General features: G+C 43.4%; 16 protein-coding genes and 1 pseudogene. 3 read left to right on the plus strand and 14 right to left on the minus strand.

The features are described 5' to 3' along the window. Nucleotides 1-26: 26 nt before the first annotated feature. From RIE73_RS15275 to RIE73_RS15330, 12 genes are all read right to left on the minus strand, one after another. Nucleotides 27-1,265, minus strand: a complete 1,239-nt coding sequence (locus tag RIE73_RS15275; RefSeq protein WP_446401986.1) for a hypothetical protein — start codon at nt 1,263-1,265, stop codon at nt 27-29. A gap of 34 nt (nt 1,266-1,299) precedes the next feature. Continuing rightward, nucleotides 1,300-2,139 carry a class I SAM-dependent methyltransferase gene (locus RIE73_RS15280; RefSeq protein ID WP_446401987.1) on the minus strand — a complete coding sequence of 280 codons (840 nt, stop codon included), beginning with the start codon at nt 2,137-2,139 and terminating at the stop codon, nt 1,300-1,302. 5 nt (nt 2,140-2,144) lie between these two features. Next, nucleotides 2,145-4,046: an asparagine synthase (glutamine-hydrolyzing) gene (gene asnB, locus RIE73_RS15285; RefSeq protein ID WP_446401988.1), complete on the minus strand. Its 1,902-nt coding sequence runs from the start codon at nt 4,044-4,046 to the stop codon at nt 2,145-2,147. 53 nt (nt 4,047-4,099) lie between these two features. Next, nucleotides 4,100-4,945 (minus strand): sulfotransferase family protein, encoded by an 846-nt coding sequence (locus tag RIE73_RS15290; protein ID WP_446401989.1) that lies wholly within the window; start codon nt 4,943-4,945, stop codon nt 4,100-4,102. Nucleotides 4,946-5,058: 113 nt separating this feature from the next. Beyond that, entirely contained in the window at nt 5,059-7,200 is a 2,142-nt protein-coding gene (locus tag RIE73_RS15295; protein ID WP_446401990.1) for a bi-domain-containing oxidoreductase, read from the minus strand. Beyond that, entirely contained in the window at nt 7,197-8,414 is a 1,218-nt protein-coding gene (wecC, locus tag RIE73_RS15300) for a UDP-N-acetyl-D-mannosamine dehydrogenase (protein WP_446401991.1), read from the minus strand. The genes RIE73_RS15295 and wecC overlap by 4 nt, the downstream gene beginning before the upstream one ends. A gap of 297 nt (nt 8,415-8,711) precedes the next feature. After that, a complete protein-coding gene (locus RIE73_RS15305) occupies nt 8,712-8,918 on the minus strand; it encodes a hypothetical protein (RefSeq protein ID WP_446401992.1) in 207 nt (68 codons plus the stop codon). A 552-nt stretch (nt 8,919-9,470) separates the two neighbouring features. Continuing rightward, nucleotides 9,471-10,166, minus strand: a complete 696-nt coding sequence (locus tag RIE73_RS15310) for a Uma2 family endonuclease (protein WP_446401993.1) — start codon at nt 10,164-10,166, stop codon at nt 9,471-9,473. A gap of 535 nt (nt 10,167-10,701) precedes the next feature. Continuing rightward, a complete protein-coding gene (locus tag RIE73_RS15315; protein WP_446401994.1) occupies nt 10,702-10,902 on the minus strand; it encodes a hypothetical protein in 201 nt (66 codons plus the stop codon). 2 nt (nt 10,903-10,904) lie between these two features. After that, nucleotides 10,905-11,180 carry a UPF0175 family protein gene (locus RIE73_RS15320; protein WP_446355435.1) on the minus strand — a complete coding sequence of 92 codons (276 nt, stop codon included), beginning with the start codon at nt 11,178-11,180 and terminating at the stop codon, nt 10,905-10,907. Nucleotides 11,181-11,624: 444 nt separating this feature from the next. Further along, complete coding sequence (locus tag RIE73_RS15325) at nt 11,625-12,068, minus strand: DUF29 domain-containing protein (RefSeq protein ID WP_446346115.1); 444 nt, start codon at nt 12,066-12,068, stop codon at nt 11,625-11,627. Nucleotides 12,069-13,159: 1,091 nt separating this feature from the next. After that, nucleotides 13,160-14,650 (minus strand): hypothetical protein, encoded by a 1,491-nt coding sequence (locus tag RIE73_RS15330; protein WP_446401995.1) that lies wholly within the window; start codon nt 14,648-14,650, stop codon nt 13,160-13,162. Nucleotides 14,651-14,864: 214 nt separating this feature from the next. On the opposite strand from RIE73_RS15330, the gene RIE73_RS15335 reads away from it, so the two are divergent. Continuing rightward, nucleotides 14,865-15,281: a hypothetical protein gene (locus RIE73_RS15335; protein ID WP_446401996.1), complete on the plus strand. Its 417-nt coding sequence runs from the start codon at nt 14,865-14,867 to the stop codon at nt 15,279-15,281. A gap of 172 nt (nt 15,282-15,453) precedes the next feature. Here the strand turns inward: RIE73_RS15335 and RIE73_RS15340 are convergent, their stop codons facing one another. Further along, nucleotides 15,454-16,119: a hypothetical protein gene (locus RIE73_RS15340; RefSeq protein ID WP_446401997.1), complete on the minus strand. Its 666-nt coding sequence runs from the start codon at nt 16,117-16,119 to the stop codon at nt 15,454-15,456. A 786-nt stretch (nt 16,120-16,905) separates the two neighbouring features. Here RIE73_RS15340 and fghA point away from each other — a divergent pair. Next, on the plus strand, nt 16,906-17,763 hold the full coding sequence (gene fghA, locus RIE73_RS15345) for an S-formylglutathione hydrolase (RefSeq protein ID WP_446401998.1): 858 nt from the start codon (nt 16,906-16,908) through the stop codon (nt 17,761-17,763). Between the two features lie 603 nt (nt 17,764-18,366). Here the strand turns inward: fghA and RIE73_RS15350 are convergent. Then, the gene (locus RIE73_RS15350; RefSeq protein ID WP_446401999.1) at nt 18,367-19,728 is read right to left on the minus strand and encodes a hypothetical protein; all 1,362 of its coding nucleotides are present in this window, start codon (nt 19,726-19,728) and stop codon (nt 18,367-18,369) included. Nucleotides 19,729-20,172: 444 nt separating this feature from the next. On the opposite strand from RIE73_RS15350, the pseudogene RIE73_RS15355 reads away from it, so the two are divergent. After that, nucleotides 20,173-20,667, plus strand: a pseudogene (locus RIE73_RS15355) (substrate-binding domain-containing protein); the annotation flags it as partial. Between the last annotated feature and the right edge of the window lie 361 nt (nt 20,668-21,028).

Below are 21,028 nucleotides of genomic sequence, written 5' to 3' on the forward strand. Positions count from 1 at the left end.
TCCGAAATAAAAATCTCATCATATTATCAAGATAACTGAGAATCCACTGGCGGCGCAGTCAACAATAGCTTTTTGTGCTTGTTTGAACGCAAGAATATTACACTATTAACAAATCCAAATGCAATTAGCGTCGCAAGAGCTGCGCCAGTAGCACCTAGTTTTGGGATAAACCCAAGAGTAAGCACTACATTTACTAAGAGGGCAAAATTAATCAAAATGAAGAGGAATCTGAAGTCTTCAAAACGCATTACTATGTTGACATGAGGACTAAACGCAAAAGATATGATTGCAGAAACAGCAAGTATTTGAAACACCATAACCGCATTAGGATATTTCCCCATGTCAATCCAAGGGATAACCCACTGGGAAATCCACGCCGAAAACAACACCAACGGTACAAATAGTAATAGCATACGTTTATGTTTCATAAAAATAATTTCTAACTCACTAATACTTTTAACATTTTGTATGACTGGCAAAAAAACAGTATGTACTGCACCCAGACCCAATAATAAAAGACTGTAATACCGAAATGCAGAACCATAGGTAGCTAGTTCTACATCGCTAGCAATAGCTCTTAAAACGAACACATCAACCTGAGAAAATACAGCAATAACTAAAAAATATCCAAATAGATATTTATACTCTCCCATTACTATTTCTCTAGCTAGATACACTGATTCTTTCACGTTAAACATCCTCTTGAGATTAAGCTCTTTACTACAAGAAAAAATAAATACAACAAATGCGGCAATAGCTTGTAGAAGCAAGATTTGCCATGCCTTTAATTCATGACGAATAAAATATATTAGAACTATTATCGCGAATACAAAAACTAAAGTTCGATTCAGCTCAACTATTGACAGTTGTAAGAATTTTAGGTGTTCCTGAAAAATGGTTTGAGAAAATCTTGATAAACAGGTGGCGACAATTGAAACAACAGTAAACCAATATATTTCACCGACAAAGCTCTGGAAAGGAAAAGTTATAAACACCAACGTAGCAACTCCATATAACTGAAGCCCTAAAAATGATGAGGGGGTAGTCACACTCTTTATGCGTTTGCAACCAACTATATAAATTCTATTGAAACTTGATACCAATGTCCGGGTAAAAATAGTTATAATAGAAAGTGCTAAAGTATAGTAAGCATACTCAGAGTCTGCCATAAACCTAATCAGGAGAATGTTTATTCCTCCCAATAAAATTTTTGACAGAATATCAAAAGAAAACACTTGTACTGTTATTTTTACTATTGAGTTCATACTCTGATAATTTTGCGTCTATCTTTATCGATATTCATTGACGGAAATATGCCTTGACCATTATTGATTCTCCCTTATCTCTTATAGGTATCAACTTTTTTATCACTCGAATACTTTTTCCTAACCAAGTTTTTGGTAAATATTTTGAATAGTCATAACAATGTAGCCACTCTATCTCAAAGCCAGTTTTGTCCATAAGGTAGATTACTTCAGCAACAGTCATTTCTCGATTATGACCAGTAAAAGGGTAATCGGAGTGAAAATAAGTTTCATAGGGAGGTAACGGTGAATTGCCTAACATCATCTTTATTCTCTTAGCAAATTCCGCAATGTTTGGAACTTCAAAAATAATAAATCCATTGGGTGATATTATTTGCTGTACCTTGTTCATAAGATTTTCCGGAGAACCAGATAAATGTTCGACAACCGCCATTAATAAGACAATATCATTCTTTGCCAAATTCGTAAATTCATCCTGCAAGATATCCATATCATTAACCTCTATGGAATGAGTTTCTGCTAGTTTTAATATAGAATGTTTGAATCGACTTCCGTATAGTTCATATTTATCAACAATTTGCACTTGATATCCCAGCAACGACAGAGCCATTGGCACATAGGGAATGAAACACCCCAAATCGCATATTTTTCCATGACACTTATCCTCCGTTATTACATTTAATACCTTTATGAATCTTCTTTTCTCTACTTCTACAAAATTTTTGAATTTATCGTTAGAGTAATTCCTATAAGCCGAATTGTGCTTTGATATATCATCTATTTCAATTGACTCGATTAAAGGATAGATTATTTTATCTGTATCCTTGATTAATTTATAAAATTTATCTTCTAATTGCTTGAAGTTATTAGTCATGATTTTTACCTTTCTATAAATTGTCTGTACCACATAACAAAATTAAGTAGATACCATACCTGGCTTCCCCTGCCATTCTCCAAAAAAAATCTGATTTCAGCAGCGTTAATGAAATCGTTTTGATGGCAAAAATCATCTATCTCCTGTTGCATCTTGTTTCCCAGTCCCTCAAAGCACCATTCATAAAGGGGAACAGCAAAACCTTGCTTTTTGCGCTCAATTAATTCATCAGGGATCAACCCTCTTGCCGTTTTTTTTAAAATATGCTTGAGGTTGCCATTTCTAGTCTTGACTGACTCCGGAATGCTCATTGCTAGCTCCACAAACTTGTGGTCAAGGAAAGGTACTCGTCCTTCCAAGCCTACTCCCATACTCATTTTGTCTACTCGCATCAACAGTAATTCTGGCAACCGCAGATTGAGATCTAAATAGGTCATCCAATTGAGATGTGAATTCTCCCAAGCTTTTTCTTCAAAACGTTGGCGAATTGGCTTTAGTATTTCCCAAGCACTTAAACCAGAAAACTGTTGACGTAAACGCGGTGATAGCAACCGTTGCTTTTGCACTTCAGTGAATGCCTCAGCCCCTCCCCAAAAAATAGGTATATTTGCTATCCCACGATATAGGTATTCATAGGAAAACTTCTCCTTTTTCCCTAACAAATCAAGACATTGAAGACCAATTTGCTTGAATACTCGCGAGAACGGCAAGGAACTATAGCGTTGTAGCTGGAGCATGATTTTCCAGTGAGGATAGCCCCAAAATAACTCATCAGAACCCTCACCCACCTGACAAACCGTGACACCATTATCTCGCGCCAGCTTGGAAACGTAGTAGACTGGCACACAGACTGGATCAGCAATTGGTTCATCCTGTAAATGTACCATCTGCGGTAAGAAGTTGATCAGGTCATCGATAGTCAGCAGGTGTTCGTAAAAGTCCGCCCCGACTATTTTTGCCATCTGGTGGGCATATTGTGTCTCGTTTTGGTAGGTTTGGTATTCCCCCTGATAACCAATCGTGAACGTCTTGATCGGTTGTCCTTCCCCCTCAGAGAACAGGGCAGCATTTGTACTAGAATCAATACCTCCAGAGAGAAACACGCCAATCGGTACATCGCTCACCTTGCGTAGCTGAACGGCGGTACGAAGTTCAGCCAAAAGCTGTTCTGCAATCTCTTCTTCAGAAACACCAATTAATGGTGTGGTGTGATCCAAAACGTCCCAATACCTATATTCTCGAATTTGCCCATCTTCCTTTATCCGCAACCAAGTACCTCCTGGTAATTTCTTGATTCCGTCAAATAAGGTTTGGGGTGCGGGAGTCGTCAGAAACGAAAGGTAATGATAAAACGCTTCTTCGTGAACAGCACGCTTTTGATTGGGATCTTGCAGAAGCGCTTTGATTTCTGAAGCAAAGGTGATACGACCGTTATGAATACTGTAATAGAGAGGTTTGATGCCAATGCGATCGCGGATGAGCCACAACTCCCGTGCTCTAGCATCCCAGAGGGCGATCGCGAACATTCCCCGGAACTTGTGCAAACAGTCAATTCCCCACTCCTCAAAAGCATGAAGAATTACCTCGGTATCTGAGTGGTCAGTTTTCCACCGATGTCCGCCTATTCTTTCCAACTCCGTGCGAATCTCAGCATGGTTATAGATTTCACCATTAAAGATAACCCATAACGTTCCGTCCTCATTACACATCGGCTGGGCAGCGGCATCGGATAAATCAATGATAGACAACCGCCGATGACCTAACCCCACATTTTCTGCTGCTGAAACCCATACCCCTGACCCATCCGGACCTCGATGGCTCATTGTATCGCGCATGCGCTGTATATAGGGTTCAGTAATCTTAAAGGAACCGCTTTTAAAGCCCAGCGCCCCTACTATGCCACACATCTAAATGAATTCCTACATATACTTAACATTTCTACCTTTCTCCCTCTGTCAATTCACAGATATCCATATCTTTTGAGTAAATGTCCTCCTTTGTGTATGATAATTTCCTTTTGCTTTAGGGTTAGTTCTGTCTGCCAACGCCCGACCGAATCAAGGTTCAGATTCTGCTTGGCGTATATTTGCATTCCTTGATCATAATCCACATCAATAAATTGGCAAATTTTTTCTAATTCTCTGTCCGTTGATGACAATACATCTTCTAGTCTAACCGTCAAAAAATTATCGACAGGTACACTTCTACATTTTCTATTACCTAACTCTAATATTTGCATCCAAACATTCAGACAATTTTTAAACGTATTTTTTTTATTCCATTTTTGCTTCATCAACGAAGCGATAACATCTCTACCATCCCGTACAATGTTAATAAACTTCATGTTCGGATGAATTCTATATATTTTGTCAATATTTGCGTAAAGATAATTAGGTTTTTTGACACACCATCTCTCTTTTTGGCAATATCTAGCAAAGTCACCAAATACACTTTCTGCAAATCTACCGTAAATCTCTAAACACTCATTTTTTTGACTATATCCTTCTAAAATTTTCATTTTTCTGACAAGTTCTTTTTTGGAAAAAAATAATTCCGGTTGGACATAACTAGGAATAGTTTGCTTTGAAACAGAAACAGAATAAACTATGCTACTAGAAATTTTCCCAGCAAAAATTTTTTTGAACAATAATAAAGGTATTGGATACTTGAGAAATATTTCATTGAAGTACCTATAGAACCCTGATGGCTCTAAATAAGAGAATATTTGATTGTTTTTACCTATTAAAAAGCCAAGAATACTTGTTCCCGATCTAGGACATCCACTAATAAAAATTGGTGCATTCATAATTTTTAACAATACTTTTTAACTCTTCAATTTTATGATTATTTCATCTTAGGAATTGAGTGAATATACCAATAACCTAAATGGTATTCAGCAAATCCGGCAAACACTCATTACTAACCCCGTGCTTTTTCCACCTCAAAACTAATCTCCGTTGCTTGCACCTGCTGCCATAATGGAATAGACCATTCTCCTCCTTGCTGAATTGCCCAGGCAAACGCGGCTAACTCCTCCTTCTGACCTTTATTGACCACCTTGGTTTCCATCCCTTTTGCCAGAGAACCGCTAATCGTAAGCTGCTTATAATCATGTAAGACTATCACCTTACCATCGACAAATACCTCTAACTGTTCTTTAGGATAATCCTTATTACCAAGAGCCGTATAGGTAAGACTCGCCACTGAACCATCGGCAAACGTCATTGTCGCCACAAAATTATCGCTACAGCTGTAATGATCCGTTGTTGATGCGATCGCCTGAGCATTCACCGTTACCACTTTACTACCCGTTAGGTAAGTAAACAGGTCATAAATATGGCAAGCCTCACCCCGATTGCGTCCACCTCCCTCCTCTCCATGTACCCAATGATCTAAAGGAATATACCCTGCATTCATCCGGTAATTCAGAATCATCGGGTTGCTTCGGTCTTGAATTATCTCATAAATCCGTCGAGCATAAGGAGAAAAGCGACGGTTAAAGCCAGTTACGAGAATGGGTAAAGACTCATCCGTGGCAGAAGCATAAAACCCTTCCACATCACTCAGTTCCGTTTTTGTCAATGCCAAGGGCTTTTCAACTAAAACGTGCTTACCTGCCTTCAGCGCTGCCAAAGCCATTGAAGCATGGAGATGGTGCCGAGTTGTAATAATAACGGCATCAACCTCTGTATCCTGCAAAACCTGCTGATAATCCGTCGTAGCATAATTAGCCCCAAACTGCTTAGCCGTCACCATCGCATTATGCCCCGTTCGGCTGACAACCGCTTGTAAATGATAGCGATCAGCCAACGCTTGCAGATTCGGTAAGTGCATCCCCTTGGCAAAACTACCCGCACCCACTAACGCTACCCGAATCTGCTTTGTCCCCGCCGCTTTCGCTGTCGGATTAGGGACTACTCTAACCACATTACTGGTTTCCTGGGATTGGGGATAGGCAAGCAGTACCATAAGGGGTTTTTCTCCAGAATTTTTGAGTGACTCATAGGCATCTGTTGCCTGATCTATCGGATAGATAGCATGAATCAAGGGTTTAACTAACACTCTCCCCTCAGCGACTAGACGCAAATATTCTGCCATATTCCGGTTTTCTGTCCAACGTACATAGGAAACCGGATAATCTAAACCCTGTTCTTCATAATTATGGTCATAGCGACCAGGACCATAGGACGCCGAGATAAAAAAGTCCAGTTCCTTCTGATAAAAATCAGCCCGGTTGAGATTGAGTCCCACATCCCCAACCAGCACAACTCGTCCCTTCTTGCGGCATATCCGGAAGGCAGTAGACACCACCTCATCCGATGGCGTAGCCGCCGTGATAATCACACCATCAGCACCTAAACCATCCGTCAGCCGTGCCACCTGCTCAATCGTATCCCCATCGTCTGGATGAATGCCAATATCCATACCTAGCTGCTGAGCGATCGCAATCCGTTGGCGCTCCAAATCAGTACCTATGACTCTACAGCCATTCGCCTTGAGCATCTGGACAGTAAGCTGACCCAAAATCCCTAATCCCAGCACCACAAACACTTCACCCAGAGTCGGTTGAGCGCGGCGGATACCTTGAAGTGCGATCGCACCCAGGGTTACGGTACTCGCTTCAGCAAACTCCAATCCCTCTGGTATCGGTACGATAAGATTACGCGGCACGCGAATCACTTCCGCATGGTGAGCGCATTGCGCCCCAGCACAGGCAACCCGATCCCCTGGGCGCAGGTCATCTATTCCAGCACCCACTTCCAACACCGTCCCAGCGGCGGAGTACCCAGTCGGCTGACCGCCAGCCAGCTTGCCCTGCACTAAACTGGCAGTACGCGACACCCCCTGGTTAACCGCCATATCGACTACTTTTTTCACATTTTCCGGCTGCTTGAGTGCGCGTTTCCACAGTGGCAGACTACTCATCTTAATACCACTCATTTCCGTACCAATTGAAATGCACGAATGATTGACCTGCACCAGAACTGTACCTGGTTCAACTTGAGGAACAGGAATTTCTTCGACGATTGCTTGACCCTGGCGAATCAGTACCTGCTTCACCGCCAAATCCCCCGTGTATCAATGACTGTTTTCCCTTGCAACTGTTCTCTATCAATATCCTTAAAAGCTTGGTGGTCAACCAGTAGCACGATAATATCTGCCTTCTGGAGTGCCATGTCCAGCTCAACCAGTTGGATATTACCCAAGCTATCCAGACTAGCCGGAAGACTAGGAATGTGAGGCTCTACTGCTAATAGATGTCCTACCGCCTCCCTTGCCAATTCTCTAACAATTGCCATGGCGGGACTTTCACGCAGATCATCAATATTTGCCTTATAAGCCAATCCCAAACAAGCAATGACCGCGTGCTGGAACTCAGCCGTAGCTGCTTTAACTTGAGTAACGACCTGATGGGGTTTACTATCATTAACTTCCCTAGCCATTCGAATCAGCCGTGCTTGTTCTGGTGCTGAGTGGACGATAAACCAAGGATCGACAGCAATACAATGTCCTCCTACTCCTGGTCCCGGTTGCAAAATATTTACCCGTGGATGTCGGTTTGCCAGTTCCCTGAGTTCCCAGACATCAATCTGCAACCTCTGGCAAATCAGAGACAATTCATTGGCAAAGGCAATATTCACATCCCGGAAGGCATTTTCGGTCAACTTCGATAGTTCGGCGGTGCGGGCTTGAGTCGGGACAATCTCACCCGTAACAAACTGTTGATAAAAAGCCGCCGCTTTAGCTGTTGACGCTGGATTGATGCCACCCACAATCCGATCATTAATAATTAACTCTTTAAGAATTTGACCCGGTAGCACCCGTTCTGGACAATGGGCGATATAAATAGCATTAGCCTCTAAATCCGGTCTCAGTTCCCGTAACCAGTCCCCAATCGCTTCAGTGGTTCCCACAGGACTGGTGGATTCCAGGATCACCAAATTACCCGATTCCAGGTAAGGCGCGATCGCCTGCGTCGCCGCTTCAATATAAGATATATCCGGCACATACCCATCCTGAAACGGCGTTGGTACAGCCAGGATAAACACATCAGCCGAAGTTGGTGACAAACTCGCCGTTAGATTACCACTGTTGACTGCTGAGGTGACCAAAACATCTAAATCTGGCTCATGAATGTGAATTTCACCACGATTGATAGTCTCCACAATTCCAGGGTTGACATCCACACCCCGCACCTGAAAACCCTTGTTCGCCAGCAAACTCGCTGTTGGCAAGCCTACATATCCCAAACCAACGACGCAAACTTTATCCATCTGATTTCCCCACACCAAATTGTAACCATTCTCTCAGTTGGTAGCCCCTGCCTGAAAGTCGCCTGTAAGATTGCTTTGGTTAATATAGCTTAGATGGAACAAAGGAGTATAGGTTGATTCACGGAAAATACTGGACACAGGCTCCATTAAAATGAGGATGAAGTTTCTTTAGTCGATAGTATTCTGTTTTTCCGAATCCCCAGTACATCGAGCAGACTGATAACAGTTGGACTTTCTGCGATCGCCATTGCCCTCTCCCTACTCCAACCCAAACAATACCAGAAACAGCTCACCCTGTCAGTCACCCTGGTTCCCATCTCCGTCTCCGGTATCCCTGGCATCGATATCCAGCAAGCCAGCAACAAAACTGTGAAACAGTTGGAGAATCATTACAACAAAATCGACAAGATTGAGGTCAAATCCAACTATAACACCCAAACGCAGCCGATCAACATCACCGTGCGATCGCCCGATACCCGTTTTATCGCTTAAGCCGCCTCCCAAGTCTCTACCCGGCTCCAGCAGCAGTTCCCAGCCCCATTAGGTCACGCGATCGCTAATAGTCTATGCCCCATCGAGCTAGAAATCAACCAGCCGCAACAGATTCTCGAACAGTTAAACCAACCCATTGCTCAAGTTCGCGACTCCAACAGCATCGATCCCCAACAGATTAGAACCGCTCCCTAGTACAAATAATAGTACTGGATGCGATCGCCAGTTTTATAATTGCCATCCTTACTGCCATTACCCGCGACCAAGCCAGAGGCTTCAAGGATGAATTTTTGCCTAAAAAGTAGCCAGTAGAGCGGGCTGGAACTAAAGTTCCCACTACGAACCTCCTGTTGGGTTTCACGAGCCGACACTCTAGGGGTTATGAAACCCGCGCAGGCGGGTTTGGTTTGTGTAGCTGCGGTTTCAACCGCCCAGTTGTTAGATAACTTGGTGGGTTACGGCGGATTTATTATTGAACGGTTCATTGCCTAAATTTAATACCGCCTAACCCACCCTACGGGTCACGGTTGATCGGGGTCTATAGGACGGCATTCAGTTTAACGGTTACTGGAGCGACGCTCTAGATAATTCCTCAACAAATGTCTGATGTTCTGGGGAACCGAGTCCCTCCTGTAGCACAGTCAGAACTCGCGACATCTCTCCCCGCAATAGTGCTGACACATCCAACCGCAACCCTGGAAAAAAGGGACTACTTAACACCCCTAACGAATCCGGTTGCTGCTGTCCATACTCTCCCTGCTCCAGAATATACCAGCGAAACACTCTATCCTGCACCAACCACACCAAATACTCCCGCACCCCATTGCGCCGATAAGCCCGTAACTTATCATAGAGATCATAAGACGCACTACTCGCAGCAATTTCCACAATTAGCTCTGGCGCTCCTTCAACATAATCATCTTCACTAATTCGCGATCGCCCCCCACTCTCTTCATCTAAGCGCAGCAAAGCATCCGGCTGCGGTTCATTGTCTAAATCCAGGCGTACCGTCGCATTATCAGCCACCTCAACCCCTGGTGTCAAAGCCGCATAAACTTCCAGCCAAGCAATAATTTTGCTATGAGGTTTGCCATGTCGGTTATAGCGTAGAGGCGATGGCACGTAAACCACTCCTTCAATTAACTCGGCTTTCTTGATATCAGGCATCAGATTATAGCGTCGCTCAAACTCAGCACGACTCAAGCGATCGCCATTTTCCAAAGCAGGAATTAATTGTTGGTCAAGACTAGCCGGATTCATGATCCCTCCCGTAAGCGTCACACCTTCAGGATATCTTGGTCGCACAAATCAATCCTCTTCTTCAGCCAGTAGAGGAGAGGGCGGACGACCCAACCGTCTGTAGGGGCGGGTTTTACCGATAACATTCTTTGCAAAACTGGTAACTTATGTAAACCCGCCCTGTTTCTGGAGTTGTTCATTCGTGCCAGCGGGTTGCCCCTACCTGACCCCAGGTGTTTCGGATCATCCCTAAACGGGTGCGATCGGAGACTCCTATCTGACCAAAGTGTCTTTTTATCCTTGTTGGTTCCTCCTTGCCAATACGACTGGGAAATCCATTAATTTTTTGAGGAACCCGAATCTTTTTTTAACCAGAAATCAATGATAACTTGGTGGGTTACGGCGGATTTATTATTGAATGGCTCACTGTCTAAATTTAATACCGCCTAACCCACCCTACGGGTCACGCTTGATTTGGGTCTATAGGACGGCATATTTTTCCATGATATAAAATTACCTAAAATCCGAGAAAAAGTCAATCCCTAATTCTATTTTTTTAGCCGCGATTACCCATCTGAACACGAATAAAATCAGTAAGAGCTTGCTCAAGCTGCTCCGATTCGGCTCCAAATTTCGCCAATAATTCTCGGTAAACGGTAGGAGGAATAAATACTTCTGGAGCCAGCTCTTTGAGTAAAGCTAATTTTCCAATTTTGGCTAAGGCAATAATCGGACCTGTATTGACAACAAGTTTCATCGTTAGCTGGCGTTCCTAAGCCGTTCTAAATCCTGTTCCAGTTCTAATTCCAGCTCTTCTGGTGGATAATTAAAAACACTGACTCGATATCGGCTGCAAGTCTCAAAAAAATCGAGTCTTGACATTCCCGCTAACTCAGCCGCTTTTCCCGCCGAAACCTTTCCCAGTTCAAACATTTTCAGGGCAGCCATTAAACGGATATGCTGCTCCATCTCATCCTTAGTCATTTGCACAGCATTTTCAAATCCGGCTGGGTATTTGATTTTTAGCTCTTCCATTTTCGTGTTCGTTCCCCTCTTTCCTCGACTATCTATTTGGATTTCCACAATCAGCGGGCGACCCGACCGTCTGTAGGGGAGACTCCTATCTGACCCAAGTGCCTTTTTATCCTTGTTGGTTCCTCCTTGCCAATACTACGGGCAAATCCATTAATTTTATTGAGGAACCCGAATCTTTTGTTAACCCCGAATCAATGATAACTTGGTGGGTTACGGCGGATTTATTATTGAATGGTTGATTTCCTATATTTAATACCGCCTAACCCACCCTACGGGTCACGCTTGATTGGGGTCTATAGGACGCACTAACGCGGCGTCTGACAGATCAGTGTAGGTCTGAATTACCTCAACTTAGGTATTTTAAGTAGCCAATCGGAGTTTCCATTTACACGCTCTGTTCTAATTTCCATTTTCTCCTCCCCCTTATCACAGTAGTTACGAAAACTAACGACAATCCGGCAGAAAATTTTGAGCCAAAATCTCTTCTATCTCAAAAGGACAGGATAAGGGAAATGCCGTCTCAGGAAGACCCGTTTCTCGACAGGCATCTCGCACAGCTTTCGGATACACCCTTGCCAATCCCTGCTCCAACTCGCCTCTTAAACTCGGACTATCTAGCAATAGGGCTTCAATTTCATCCCGCTGATGATCAATCGTCACTAGCCAACTTTTGCTTTGTTTGTCGGGTTGATATTGCCACTTGAGCAGGTGCATGACTAAAACCTGTAAGCGGCTGCGAAGTTGACGGAGGTCACGCTTGCCCATACTTTCTAACTCTTCGGCAATATGCTCCACATCAATTTCGGACAAACAGCCTCGCCGCAGTAATTCTACATTTTTACGAATCCAAGCATAGAAGTCCAGATCGTATTCAGCCTCTAGATTCATCGTTCTCATGCTCCAATCAATATAAATCTATTTTCTAGCTATCTTATAATCGGCACAATTCAAATTATCGATCAGGCTGTATAAAATACTATCTTAGCTGGAATGTCACTGACTTAAGCTGAATGGCACTGAAAATTTGCATTAGGGAATCGCCACAACCTTATATATACCGTAGGGTGGGCATTGCCCACCATCCTTAAGTCTGGGTTCGTAGTAGGCACTTTAGTGCCAGAAGCGAAGACAGCGCTTACTACAAACTCTAAAGTCAGTGGCATTCATCTTAGCTGGCATAAATCCGGTTGGGTATTTGATTTTTATCTGGAATCAATGATAACTTTGTGGGTTACGGCGGATGTATCATTGAGCGGTTTATTTCCTAAATTTAATACCGCCTAATCCACCCTACGGATCACGCTTGATTTGGTTCTATAGGACAGCACATTTTTCCATTATCTAAAATCACCTAAAAATCGATAAAAAGTCAAGCACTAATTCTCTTGTTTTAGCCGCGATTACCCATCTGATGTGCCATGAAAACCTGATTTTTGTGTTGCTTAGACTTTGTTAGGTAAAATAAGGGTCATGGCGCTATCAATAATCCTGTTGCGGTCAATCATATTCTCTAACGTTTCTGGAGCATAAAGTCCTTCAGCGACGCGGAATATATTTTTTTATTTGGAGGGGCTTTGATGCTCCCCCTTCCGTGCAAAAAAAGCGAAGCATCCTCAAGTTGACACCACCATTTTAGTTGGGTCACGCCAGTAGTGGCGTGGCACACCTTATTTGGTGGATTAGAATTGTAGGGGCGCAAGGCTTGCGCCCGGTTTAAACGTCAAATCTATTCCACCATTTTAGCTGTGTCAGTCCAGTAGTGGCGTAGCACACCTTATTTGATGAATTAGAATTACGCCCCGAAACCGTAGGGGCGCAAAGCTTTGCGCCCGATTCAATGGTAAAATCTATTCCACCATTTTAGCTGTGCCAGTCCAGTAGAACCCCATATCCTACCGCTTCTAAAAACCTAGACAAACCTACCCACAAGTAATTCTGTCTTGGTATAAGTCCACGGTGTAACTTTTGATCGATAACCGTTAACGCAAAAGCTTGGCTGATACCCGGCGTTGTTGCTCGATATCAGCCTTAACCAACGGCTCCCAGTTAGAGACACTGTAGTAATCGTGTCTACGATTGACTACAGGGCATCGACCAATAAAATTATTAAATTGATATAGAGCACTCCATACGTGCTTTCTCGGATTCACTCCGAGATAGGCGGACACAGAGCGCGGCAATCTCTCACTCAAATTCATGCCTCTTCTGGCAATTGCTAGGGCAGCTGCCACATCAGATGATAGTCCATACATCCGACTATATTTAACCAATCCAATCAAACTCGTGTAAGCTGGATTGACCAACTTTAGAGCTATTCCTCGGTTGGATAAAATCGATGATAAAATTTTATAAAAACGACTGTATGCCCAGGCAGAAAGCATTCTAGCATATTTTTTTGTTCCCTCTCTTAATTGAGCTTTCTTTCTCGAAAAATCTAAGCGTTCACACAGAATCGGGCTCTGAAAACCCTTGGCTAAAGCTGCCAATTTCAAACAAACATCTACAAGTTGAGCATCTTGTTTACCTGTGGGTAAACCCGTCTTTATAGGCAGAGTTCCCTGAGCTTTTAAATTTCCTTGACCATCAACATAAGCCCAACCTATAGAACTAGGATTTAGATCGATACCCAGGGCACCATACTGAATTGGGAGGCTAACTTTCTCTACGGCTGCGGGTGTGAATTGAACAGCAACCACCCAGCGATTATCCTTTCTATAGAAGTGCCAGGTTTTCGCACCACTATTGGGTAATCTATTAATCTGACGGGAGAAGCTGCCTATTTTTGATGTGACATATTTGCCAAATTTGGCTTCCAGACAACCGGGGACTCTCAATTTGAGCGTATCCCCAGACCATTGACAAGTTTGATTCCCATAACTTTCATCCGATGAGCCAACAATAAATAGTTCGCCTCTGGATACCTTCACTCTAATTTTCGCCGACAAGAGATGTTTAATTTGATTTTCAAGTCGGTGGATATATCGCTTTTTCTGATGCAAACCTTGACGCAGATGATACCAGTTGGTTTTTCTCGTCTTCAGGTTTGACGACAAGGGAAAATTACAGCCATTTTTGGAGAATTGCCAGTTCTTTTTTCCATAGAACTTCCGAGCCAACTTAATTTTCTTAGTGGCTCGCTCTACCCAAGATTTCGCTGACTTAACTCGTGCTCTTAATTGCTTGATCTCGATTTTTCTACATTCTTTGGCAGAGGTATTTTTTCCTTTAGCTAATGCAATTACTCCGTTAGCATAACGTTTACTGAGTCCGTATTTCTGTTGAATATGACTATTCCAACTGGATTGATTGAATTTTATTTCTTTGTTTAATAAATGGTTAACTGTTTCAACTGTTGCTTGATAAAATATATCGGACAATGACGTTAACAACATCTCCAAGTCGGTGAAACCGATGGGGTTAAGTTCATCGGCGGGAGTTGGCAAGCCTTTGCAATAAGTGAGAGTCGTCATAGCTTTTTGGCTACCTCCCTGAGTTCATTCACTATACCAGATTTATTGCCAATTAAGTCAGCAATATCCTATCGACTCCGGACTACCAGCCGTCCTTTGAAGATCGGATGCCAGCCGTTGAGTTGCCATCGGTGCAACGTGAAAGACCGTCACACAAAGTCGAGTAGCTGCTTCTTGGGGGAAAACTAGACATTGCCCGATTATATCTGGAAAAATGTCCAGTTATGTCAATAATTGTCTAGATATTTACGGACTGTTAGTTAACCCTTTTGACCCGAATTCGTTACAGGGTTGGCATTTAGATGCTAATCAACAGTATCAACTCCTAACACCTAATGAGCAAGGTCAATTATGGTGTCAGCGTTTGCAGTTATGGTTGGGAACCTGGGAGGGAGAAATTGAGGGAAAACCCGCGATTTGGCTGCGTTTGTTTGACTCAGAAGGGAATTTAATCCTTTTGCCTGAAGAAGCAGCAGAACAGGCGAGACAACAAGAAGTCCAAGCCCGACAACAAGCAGAACAGGCACAACGAGACGCGATTCCTCGATTATTGGCAATGGGATTAACGATTGAACAGGTAGCAGAGGCGTTAGGATTATCGGTGGACGAGATTAATCGGAATGTGCGGTGAGGATTAAATCATCTGATGTCCGGACTCATCACCCATAATAAAAACTTCTCTCCATCTCCCCCTCACCGTAATTATGGGTATTCAACCGGACATAATATCAGTAGGGGTGTGATCCTCCTAAGCAAAATGTCACGTTCCTTAAGGCTGGTGGGCAATGCCCACCCTACATGATTTAACGCTCATATTCCACATAATCCACTTGTCTATCATCAAGAGGAGGTGGTATCACTTCAGTGCGTCGCCTAGCGGAGGGAGCATAAGGAAGCGCATTGTAGGGATGGGGGACAACGTAAGTTGTCCGAGAGGGACGCGGTTGTTGTTGTCGCGATAGTGCCGCCAATAATCCTACAACAACTACACCTCCACTAATCGTTACTGCCATACCCCCTAATCCCCAAACTAAGCCGGAAAGAATTGAATTATCTGGTTCAGACTGCTGGACAGGCGTTACCGGAGGTGCAGCTTCAATCCGAGGGGGTACGAAACTATTGGGATTATTGGGATTATTTTGTCCCATCAGATTGTCAATCAACGCTTGCTGGTTTTGCACCTGCGCTTTTAGCTGTTCAGTTTCGGCGCGTTGCTGTTCCAGCATGGCTCTCAAGCGTTCTACTGTCACCTGCTGCTGTTCCAAATCATTCCCTGGAAAACCCGGTGTTGTTTGAACTGGCATTTGCGGGTTCTGCCCATAAGCCGGATTATAGGGATTATAAGGATTGCTCTGTGGAAGTTGAGCGGTTTGAGAGGGAGGGGCATTCGTTATGCCGAGACTGTCTCCGCCTTTCATCATAAACAGAACCGCTACCCCCGCAAAGGCAGCCCCTGTTAGGAATGCCATACCATCACTCATCACTCTTACCTCACATTTAAAACTGAACTACCACTCATTGTTACTGATACAGGCTGACTGCCGTTGGTGAGACTTGACTCCTTATGAGTTTATACGTCATTGAGTCTTTTGGGGGGTTCTCTAGCTGTTCTCCGTTTTCTCATTGAAAACGAGAAAGGCTCAATTGTCCATCCCCAAGGATCTTAAAACGTTTTTAGGCAGTATCACCAGGGTTATAAGAATTTCTATAGTTCCTGATATTGGTATCAATTTAAACCCAAATGCTCGGAATTGACAGACAGGTTTCGCCCTCACCCCTATCCCCTCTGCCAAGCCTGGGAGGGGGGATAGAATTTTTCCAGGTGGGTATTTTAAGCTACCTTAGGTCTAGAATTCAAGGTAAATCTACTCTACTATAGCCGCACAATCCGGATTGTGCTTCGATTCTAGACCATCTCGCTCTCCTGCGATCGCGCTTTCCCTATCACTTCATCGAAAGCTAGGGTAGGTAAGGGATAGGGAAAAATTTTTCGAGATGAGCGATCGCGGACACCTTAGCCGTTTTCTCAACCTGTGACAACTTGATCCCCTGAGCAGTGATTCATAATAATCACTAATCTAAAGCAGACGATGATCGCCTGTCTGTGGGAGAATAGAATAGGACTGACGCTTGCTTCATGCTTTATCGGATCAATAGCCACTATTAGTCGTCTTGCGGGTATGGGTTGTGCGTCAGGTATCAAAACAGCCGACTTAAAAAGCCACATCTACTGCTGCTCACTACACAATTAATCTATGTCCACAGCCCCCAAAATTCTCTCACAAAATCGATGCTTCGGTGGTACAGTTGGCTTTTACTCCCATCACTCTCAAACCTGCAACAGTAAAATGCGGTTTGCGGTTTACCAGCCGCCTCAAGCCAAATCAGAACGAGTCCCCGTTCTTTATTTCCTTTCTGGCTTAACCTGTACTGAAGAAAATTTTATGGCAAAAGCTGGGGCGCAGAAGTTTGCGGCGAAGTATGGATTAATGCTAGTGGCACCGGATACCAGTCCCCGTGATACAGGAATTCCTGGAGAAAATGACGACTGGGATTTCGGTACAGGGGCGGGTTTTTACGTTGATGCGACAGTAGAACCCTGGTCAGACCATTATCAAATGTATAGCTACGTGGTTGAGGAATTACCAGCAATTATTGCCCAACATTTCCCGGCTCAAATTGATCATCAGGGGATTTTTGGTCATTCTATGGGGGGTCATGGGGCGCTGATTTGTGCTTTAAGAAATCCTGAGCAATATACCTCTGTTTCGGCTTTAGCTCCCATTGCTGCACCAACACAGTGTCCTTGGGGACAAAAGGCATTTACGAATTATTTAGGTGAGAATGAAGAAACTTGGGACATCTATGATGCTAGCGAATTAGTGTTAACTGTGGGATATAAGCGCCCAATTCTTATTGATCAAGGGACAGCCGATCCTTTTTTAGAAAAGCAGCAATTGCTTCCGGGTATCTTTGCCCAAGCTTGTGAAAAAGCCGGGGTTCCTTTAACATTACGCTTCCAGGAAGGGTATAATCACAGCTATTATTTCATTTCCTCGTTTGTGGAAGACCACATTCGTCATCACGCAGCGGCGTTAAAGCTAGAGGATTAAGATATGTATGATGCTGTTGGTTGAAGGAAAGACCCCTCCCTAACCCCTCATAAGGGTAGGTTCTTTAAGATTGGGGTTCAGGTAAGACAAGGGAGACAGGTAGACCAGTAGACAAGGAAGAGTGAGAACGAAAAATCGGGCGTTTCGGCTTTTAGAAGTGAGGTTGACCGAACAAGATTCTGTACGGTTTTCCTTCCTTGTCCTCTTGTCCACCTTGCCCTCCTTGTCTTGCCCCAACCGCACAGTAAAAAACCTACACCTGTCAGCCCCTGCAAGGGGAGGGAACCGGAATACAGCGCTTCGCGCTGCTATGAGGTACAGTAACAACAATGAGCAAACCGATTTCTGGCTAGTACAAGAAGGCAGAAGTCCGAAGGCAGATGGCAGAAGGCGATAAGGAACATAAGGTAGCTGCTTTTAAGGAGCTTGTTAACTGGTTAGTATTTGAAGCCGCGCTGCACTAGCAGTTCCCAAGTGCGTGAGGTACACCCAAATGTAGGGGCGCAAGGCTTGCGCCCTCACGCCTATACCTAAAAGGTTGCCAACCCCTGTATATTTGTTATTTGGAGGCGCTTCCAATACCCAATTTAAATGTGTGACAGCTTAACCAAAACTTTCAGAGGCTAACAAATAAGCATCACCACTACTCGAATCGCTATCAATTTCTACAAAAGCTGAATCTGTGCCATTTGGGGAAAGTTGTCTTCTGGCAATCCCTTGACTCACGATTTGCAACAACCTGCGGGGAGTCAAGGATTCCAATTCTACAAAATTACCCAACTCTAACCATTCTAGTTCCTCTGCCGATAAATTCTGCCGCACGTCTGGAGGTAATTGTTTTGCCTGTTGCGCTGATTCTGCTGATCCTCGGACAAAAAAATTACGTTTGCTGTTTAATACATGACGAGGAAGTAATCCCAAATCATAAATTGTTACCGTACTTTCGGCAAACCAGTTTCGGCTAGTTCGCAGGTGATGCAGCAATCTGACGCCACGAGGACTAGCATCATGGAGGGCATAAACTTTTAATTCTGGATTACGTTTTAACATTTGTAATACGGTTCTAAAAATTCTTTGAGGATAGCCATTGATACTCAGAACTGCACAGTTATTTTCAAAGTGGAAATTATTCGCAATCAGGAGTTGTGCAATAGTCGCACTATCACAAACGACTACTCGGTCAAAACTATAGGCGCTGATATCTGGACTGATTTCGGCTTCAGTATTCTCCTCAGGGGGAGAGGGTAGCATTTTTTCTGAGTTACCATTAATTTCTATCCAGCGATTCAGCCAATCTTGAACTCTAGTTGGATATACAAAAAACGATTGACGGATTTTAGGTTGACGCTTTAATTGTCGGCTCCCTAAATATATGGATGTCATTCCTAGAATAACGAAAGTTGAAAATGCAATAAAAGAATTTAGTATGCCCATGGTCACCCAAAAGGCTAAAATAATTATTAGTAAACCCAAGAAGATTAAAGCTTTTGATTTTTTCTTTCGATCTTGATAGTTTTGTTTTGCTGATTTAGTTTTTACTAAAATATAATAAAGAGCTAATGCATGAAACAAAACAAATGCCATCAAAAAGGAGAAATAAAGATTAATATTTAAATTCAAATAAAAATTCAACAATATCAACAACGTAGATAATGATAAACCCCCAAAAGTAATAGCAAAACCCATGTAGAAGATATATAAAAATAAAAAGCAGCCATAGCTACCGCTTCCAAACCGACTCCTCAAACGCCTATCCAAAAAATACAAGAATTGCTTGGGCGTAAAAAATAGAGTACCATTAACCGAAATATCTGCGATCGCCTTGGCAAAAAAGGGGTCAGTAAATGTTGGTGTACCCATACTCGTCGGCTCAAAGGCAAAGGGATGCCCACAATTTTTACACCGCCCCTGATTTTCAGTCCGTTCTTGTAAATTATTATCCGTCTGACATTGAATACATTTCATGATTAGCGCCGACTAATACCACCCTTTAATGGCATCATCAATTCCTGATGGCAATAGATAAGCACGATTAGTTTAAGCTTTGGTTAAGCTAGGCGGAAGTGTAGAGTTTTGTTAATTTTGCTCATTAAGAGCCGTTGTTTGCATAAAATTAGCAGCAGGTTGTAAGCTGTCATGCATTTAAATTGGGTATTAATAGCGAGCAAGATGCTTAGGGGAGCAAGATGCTTAATAGCGAGCAAGATGCTCGCACTACATACAAGGAATTCGCCATTATTGGCATTAAGGTTTAAATGCCGAACAGCTTAACTCCTCTCTACATTTTCTAAATTATCGGTGATTTTGCCTCATCTAGATATCTGTTCCCACTCAAGGTGAATCTGATGATAAAACATGGTGATCCTTCCCCCATTCCTTACATTCTGATCACCCTCGCCTTACTCGCGGCTGGCTACGGATGCGATCGCGATCGTCGTTGGCGTGTATAATCCCCTTACCGGAGGACTAACTCCTAGTCAAGTCGAGGGTATTTTCCAGGGAAAAATTACCAATTGGTCACAAGTTGGTGGTGCTGCAAATGCCATCCGCGTCATCAATCGTCCCGCGATTAGTGGCACCCATCAGGCATTTCAAGAATTAGTATTAGCTGGAGAAAATTTTGGCACAACGCCGAATATTACCACCCTACCCCAAGACGCCACAACACCCCTACTTCGAGCATTAGGGAATGATGGTATTGGCTATGCGACGTATACTCAGGTGATGAACCAGAAAACTGTGCGTTCTTTAGCTGTTAATGGTGTACTTCCCGATCAACCGATGTATCCCTATCAACGAACCCTCTATTACGTCTACAAAAACCCAGCGAATCCAGCCGTTCAAGCTTTCTTAGGTTACGCGAATTCACCCCAAGGCAAGCAACTGATATCAGCAGGAAATTGAGTTATAGTAAGACAACTCACCTTGGGAAAGTTTCTCTGATTCATTCGCGCCAACCGGAGTTCATAGGCTTGCGGCTAAAGACGCGATCTATTAACGGTTAATACTAAATCCGGGTTAGCTACCCCCGTTATAACCCAGTCCTTACCTTGCGGACTTTGGCAAGTGTAGCAGCGATTTCAATCGCCATGGCTGTCATGGGATTCCTGTCATCGGATTTGGTACAGTTTCATTGCCCCGTCTTCGGCAGATTCTGCATCGCATCTTCCCAAAAAGCTCTTGATATAGAGCATTTTTGAGCCAAAACCTCGCACTTTCTTCAGCTTTAATAGCCTTCTAACCCTTGATGGTTAAGGGTTTCGGC

This window comes from Coleofasciculus sp. C1-SOL-03 (assembly GCF_040220555.1).
GTDB lineage: Bacteria > Cyanobacteriota > Cyanobacteriia > Cyanobacteriales > Coleofasciculaceae > Coleofasciculus.

What these genes read in the sequence shown, in the direction of transcription:
- RIE73_RS15275 (WP_446401986.1), bottom strand. Translation starts at nt 1,265, where the DNA reads ATGAACTCAATAGTAAAAATAACAGTACAAGTGTTTTCTTTTGATATT.
- RIE73_RS15280 (WP_446401987.1), bottom strand. Translation starts at nt 2,139, where the DNA reads ATGACTAATAACTTCAAGCAATTAGAAGATAAATTTTATAAATTAATC.
- asnB (WP_446401988.1), bottom strand. Translation starts at nt 4,046, where the DNA reads ATGTGTGGCATAGTAGGGGCGCTGGGCTTTAAAAGCGGTTCCTTTAAG.
- RIE73_RS15290 (WP_446401989.1), bottom strand. Translation starts at nt 4,945, where the DNA reads ATGAATGCACCAATTTTTATTAGTGGATGTCCTAGATCGGGAACAAGT.
- wecC (WP_446401991.1), bottom strand. Translation starts at nt 8,414, where the DNA reads ATGGATAAAGTTTGCGTCGTTGGTTTGGGATATGTAGGCTTGCCAACA.
- RIE73_RS15310 (WP_446401993.1), bottom strand. Translation starts at nt 10,166, where the DNA reads ATGAATCCGGCTAGTCTTGACCAACAATTAATTCCTGCTTTGGAAAAT.
- RIE73_RS15315 (WP_446401994.1), bottom strand. Translation starts at nt 10,902, where the DNA reads ATGAAACTTGTTGTCAATACAGGTCCGATTATTGCCTTAGCCAAAATT.
- RIE73_RS15320 (WP_446355435.1), bottom strand. Translation starts at nt 11,180, where the DNA reads ATGGAAGAGCTAAAAATCAAATACCCAGCCGGATTTGAAAATGCTGTG.
- RIE73_RS15325 (WP_446346115.1), bottom strand. Translation starts at nt 12,068, where the DNA reads ATGAATCTAGAGGCTGAATACGATCTGGACTTCTATGCTTGGATTCGT.
- RIE73_RS15330 (WP_446401995.1), bottom strand. Translation starts at nt 14,650, where the DNA reads ATGACGACTCTCACTTATTGCAAAGGCTTGCCAACTCCCGCCGATGAA.
- RIE73_RS15335 (WP_446401996.1), top strand. Translation starts at nt 14,865, where the DNA reads ATGTCCAGTTATGTCAATAATTGTCTAGATATTTACGGACTGTTAGTT.
- RIE73_RS15340 (WP_446401997.1), bottom strand. Translation starts at nt 16,119, where the DNA reads ATGGCATTCCTAACAGGGGCTGCCTTTGCGGGGGTAGCGGTTCTGTTT.
- fghA (WP_446401998.1), top strand. Translation starts at nt 16,906, where the DNA reads ATGTCCACAGCCCCCAAAATTCTCTCACAAAATCGATGCTTCGGTGGT.
- RIE73_RS15350 (WP_446401999.1), bottom strand. Translation starts at nt 19,728, where the DNA reads ATGAAATGTATTCAATGTCAGACGGATAATAATTTACAAGAACGGACT.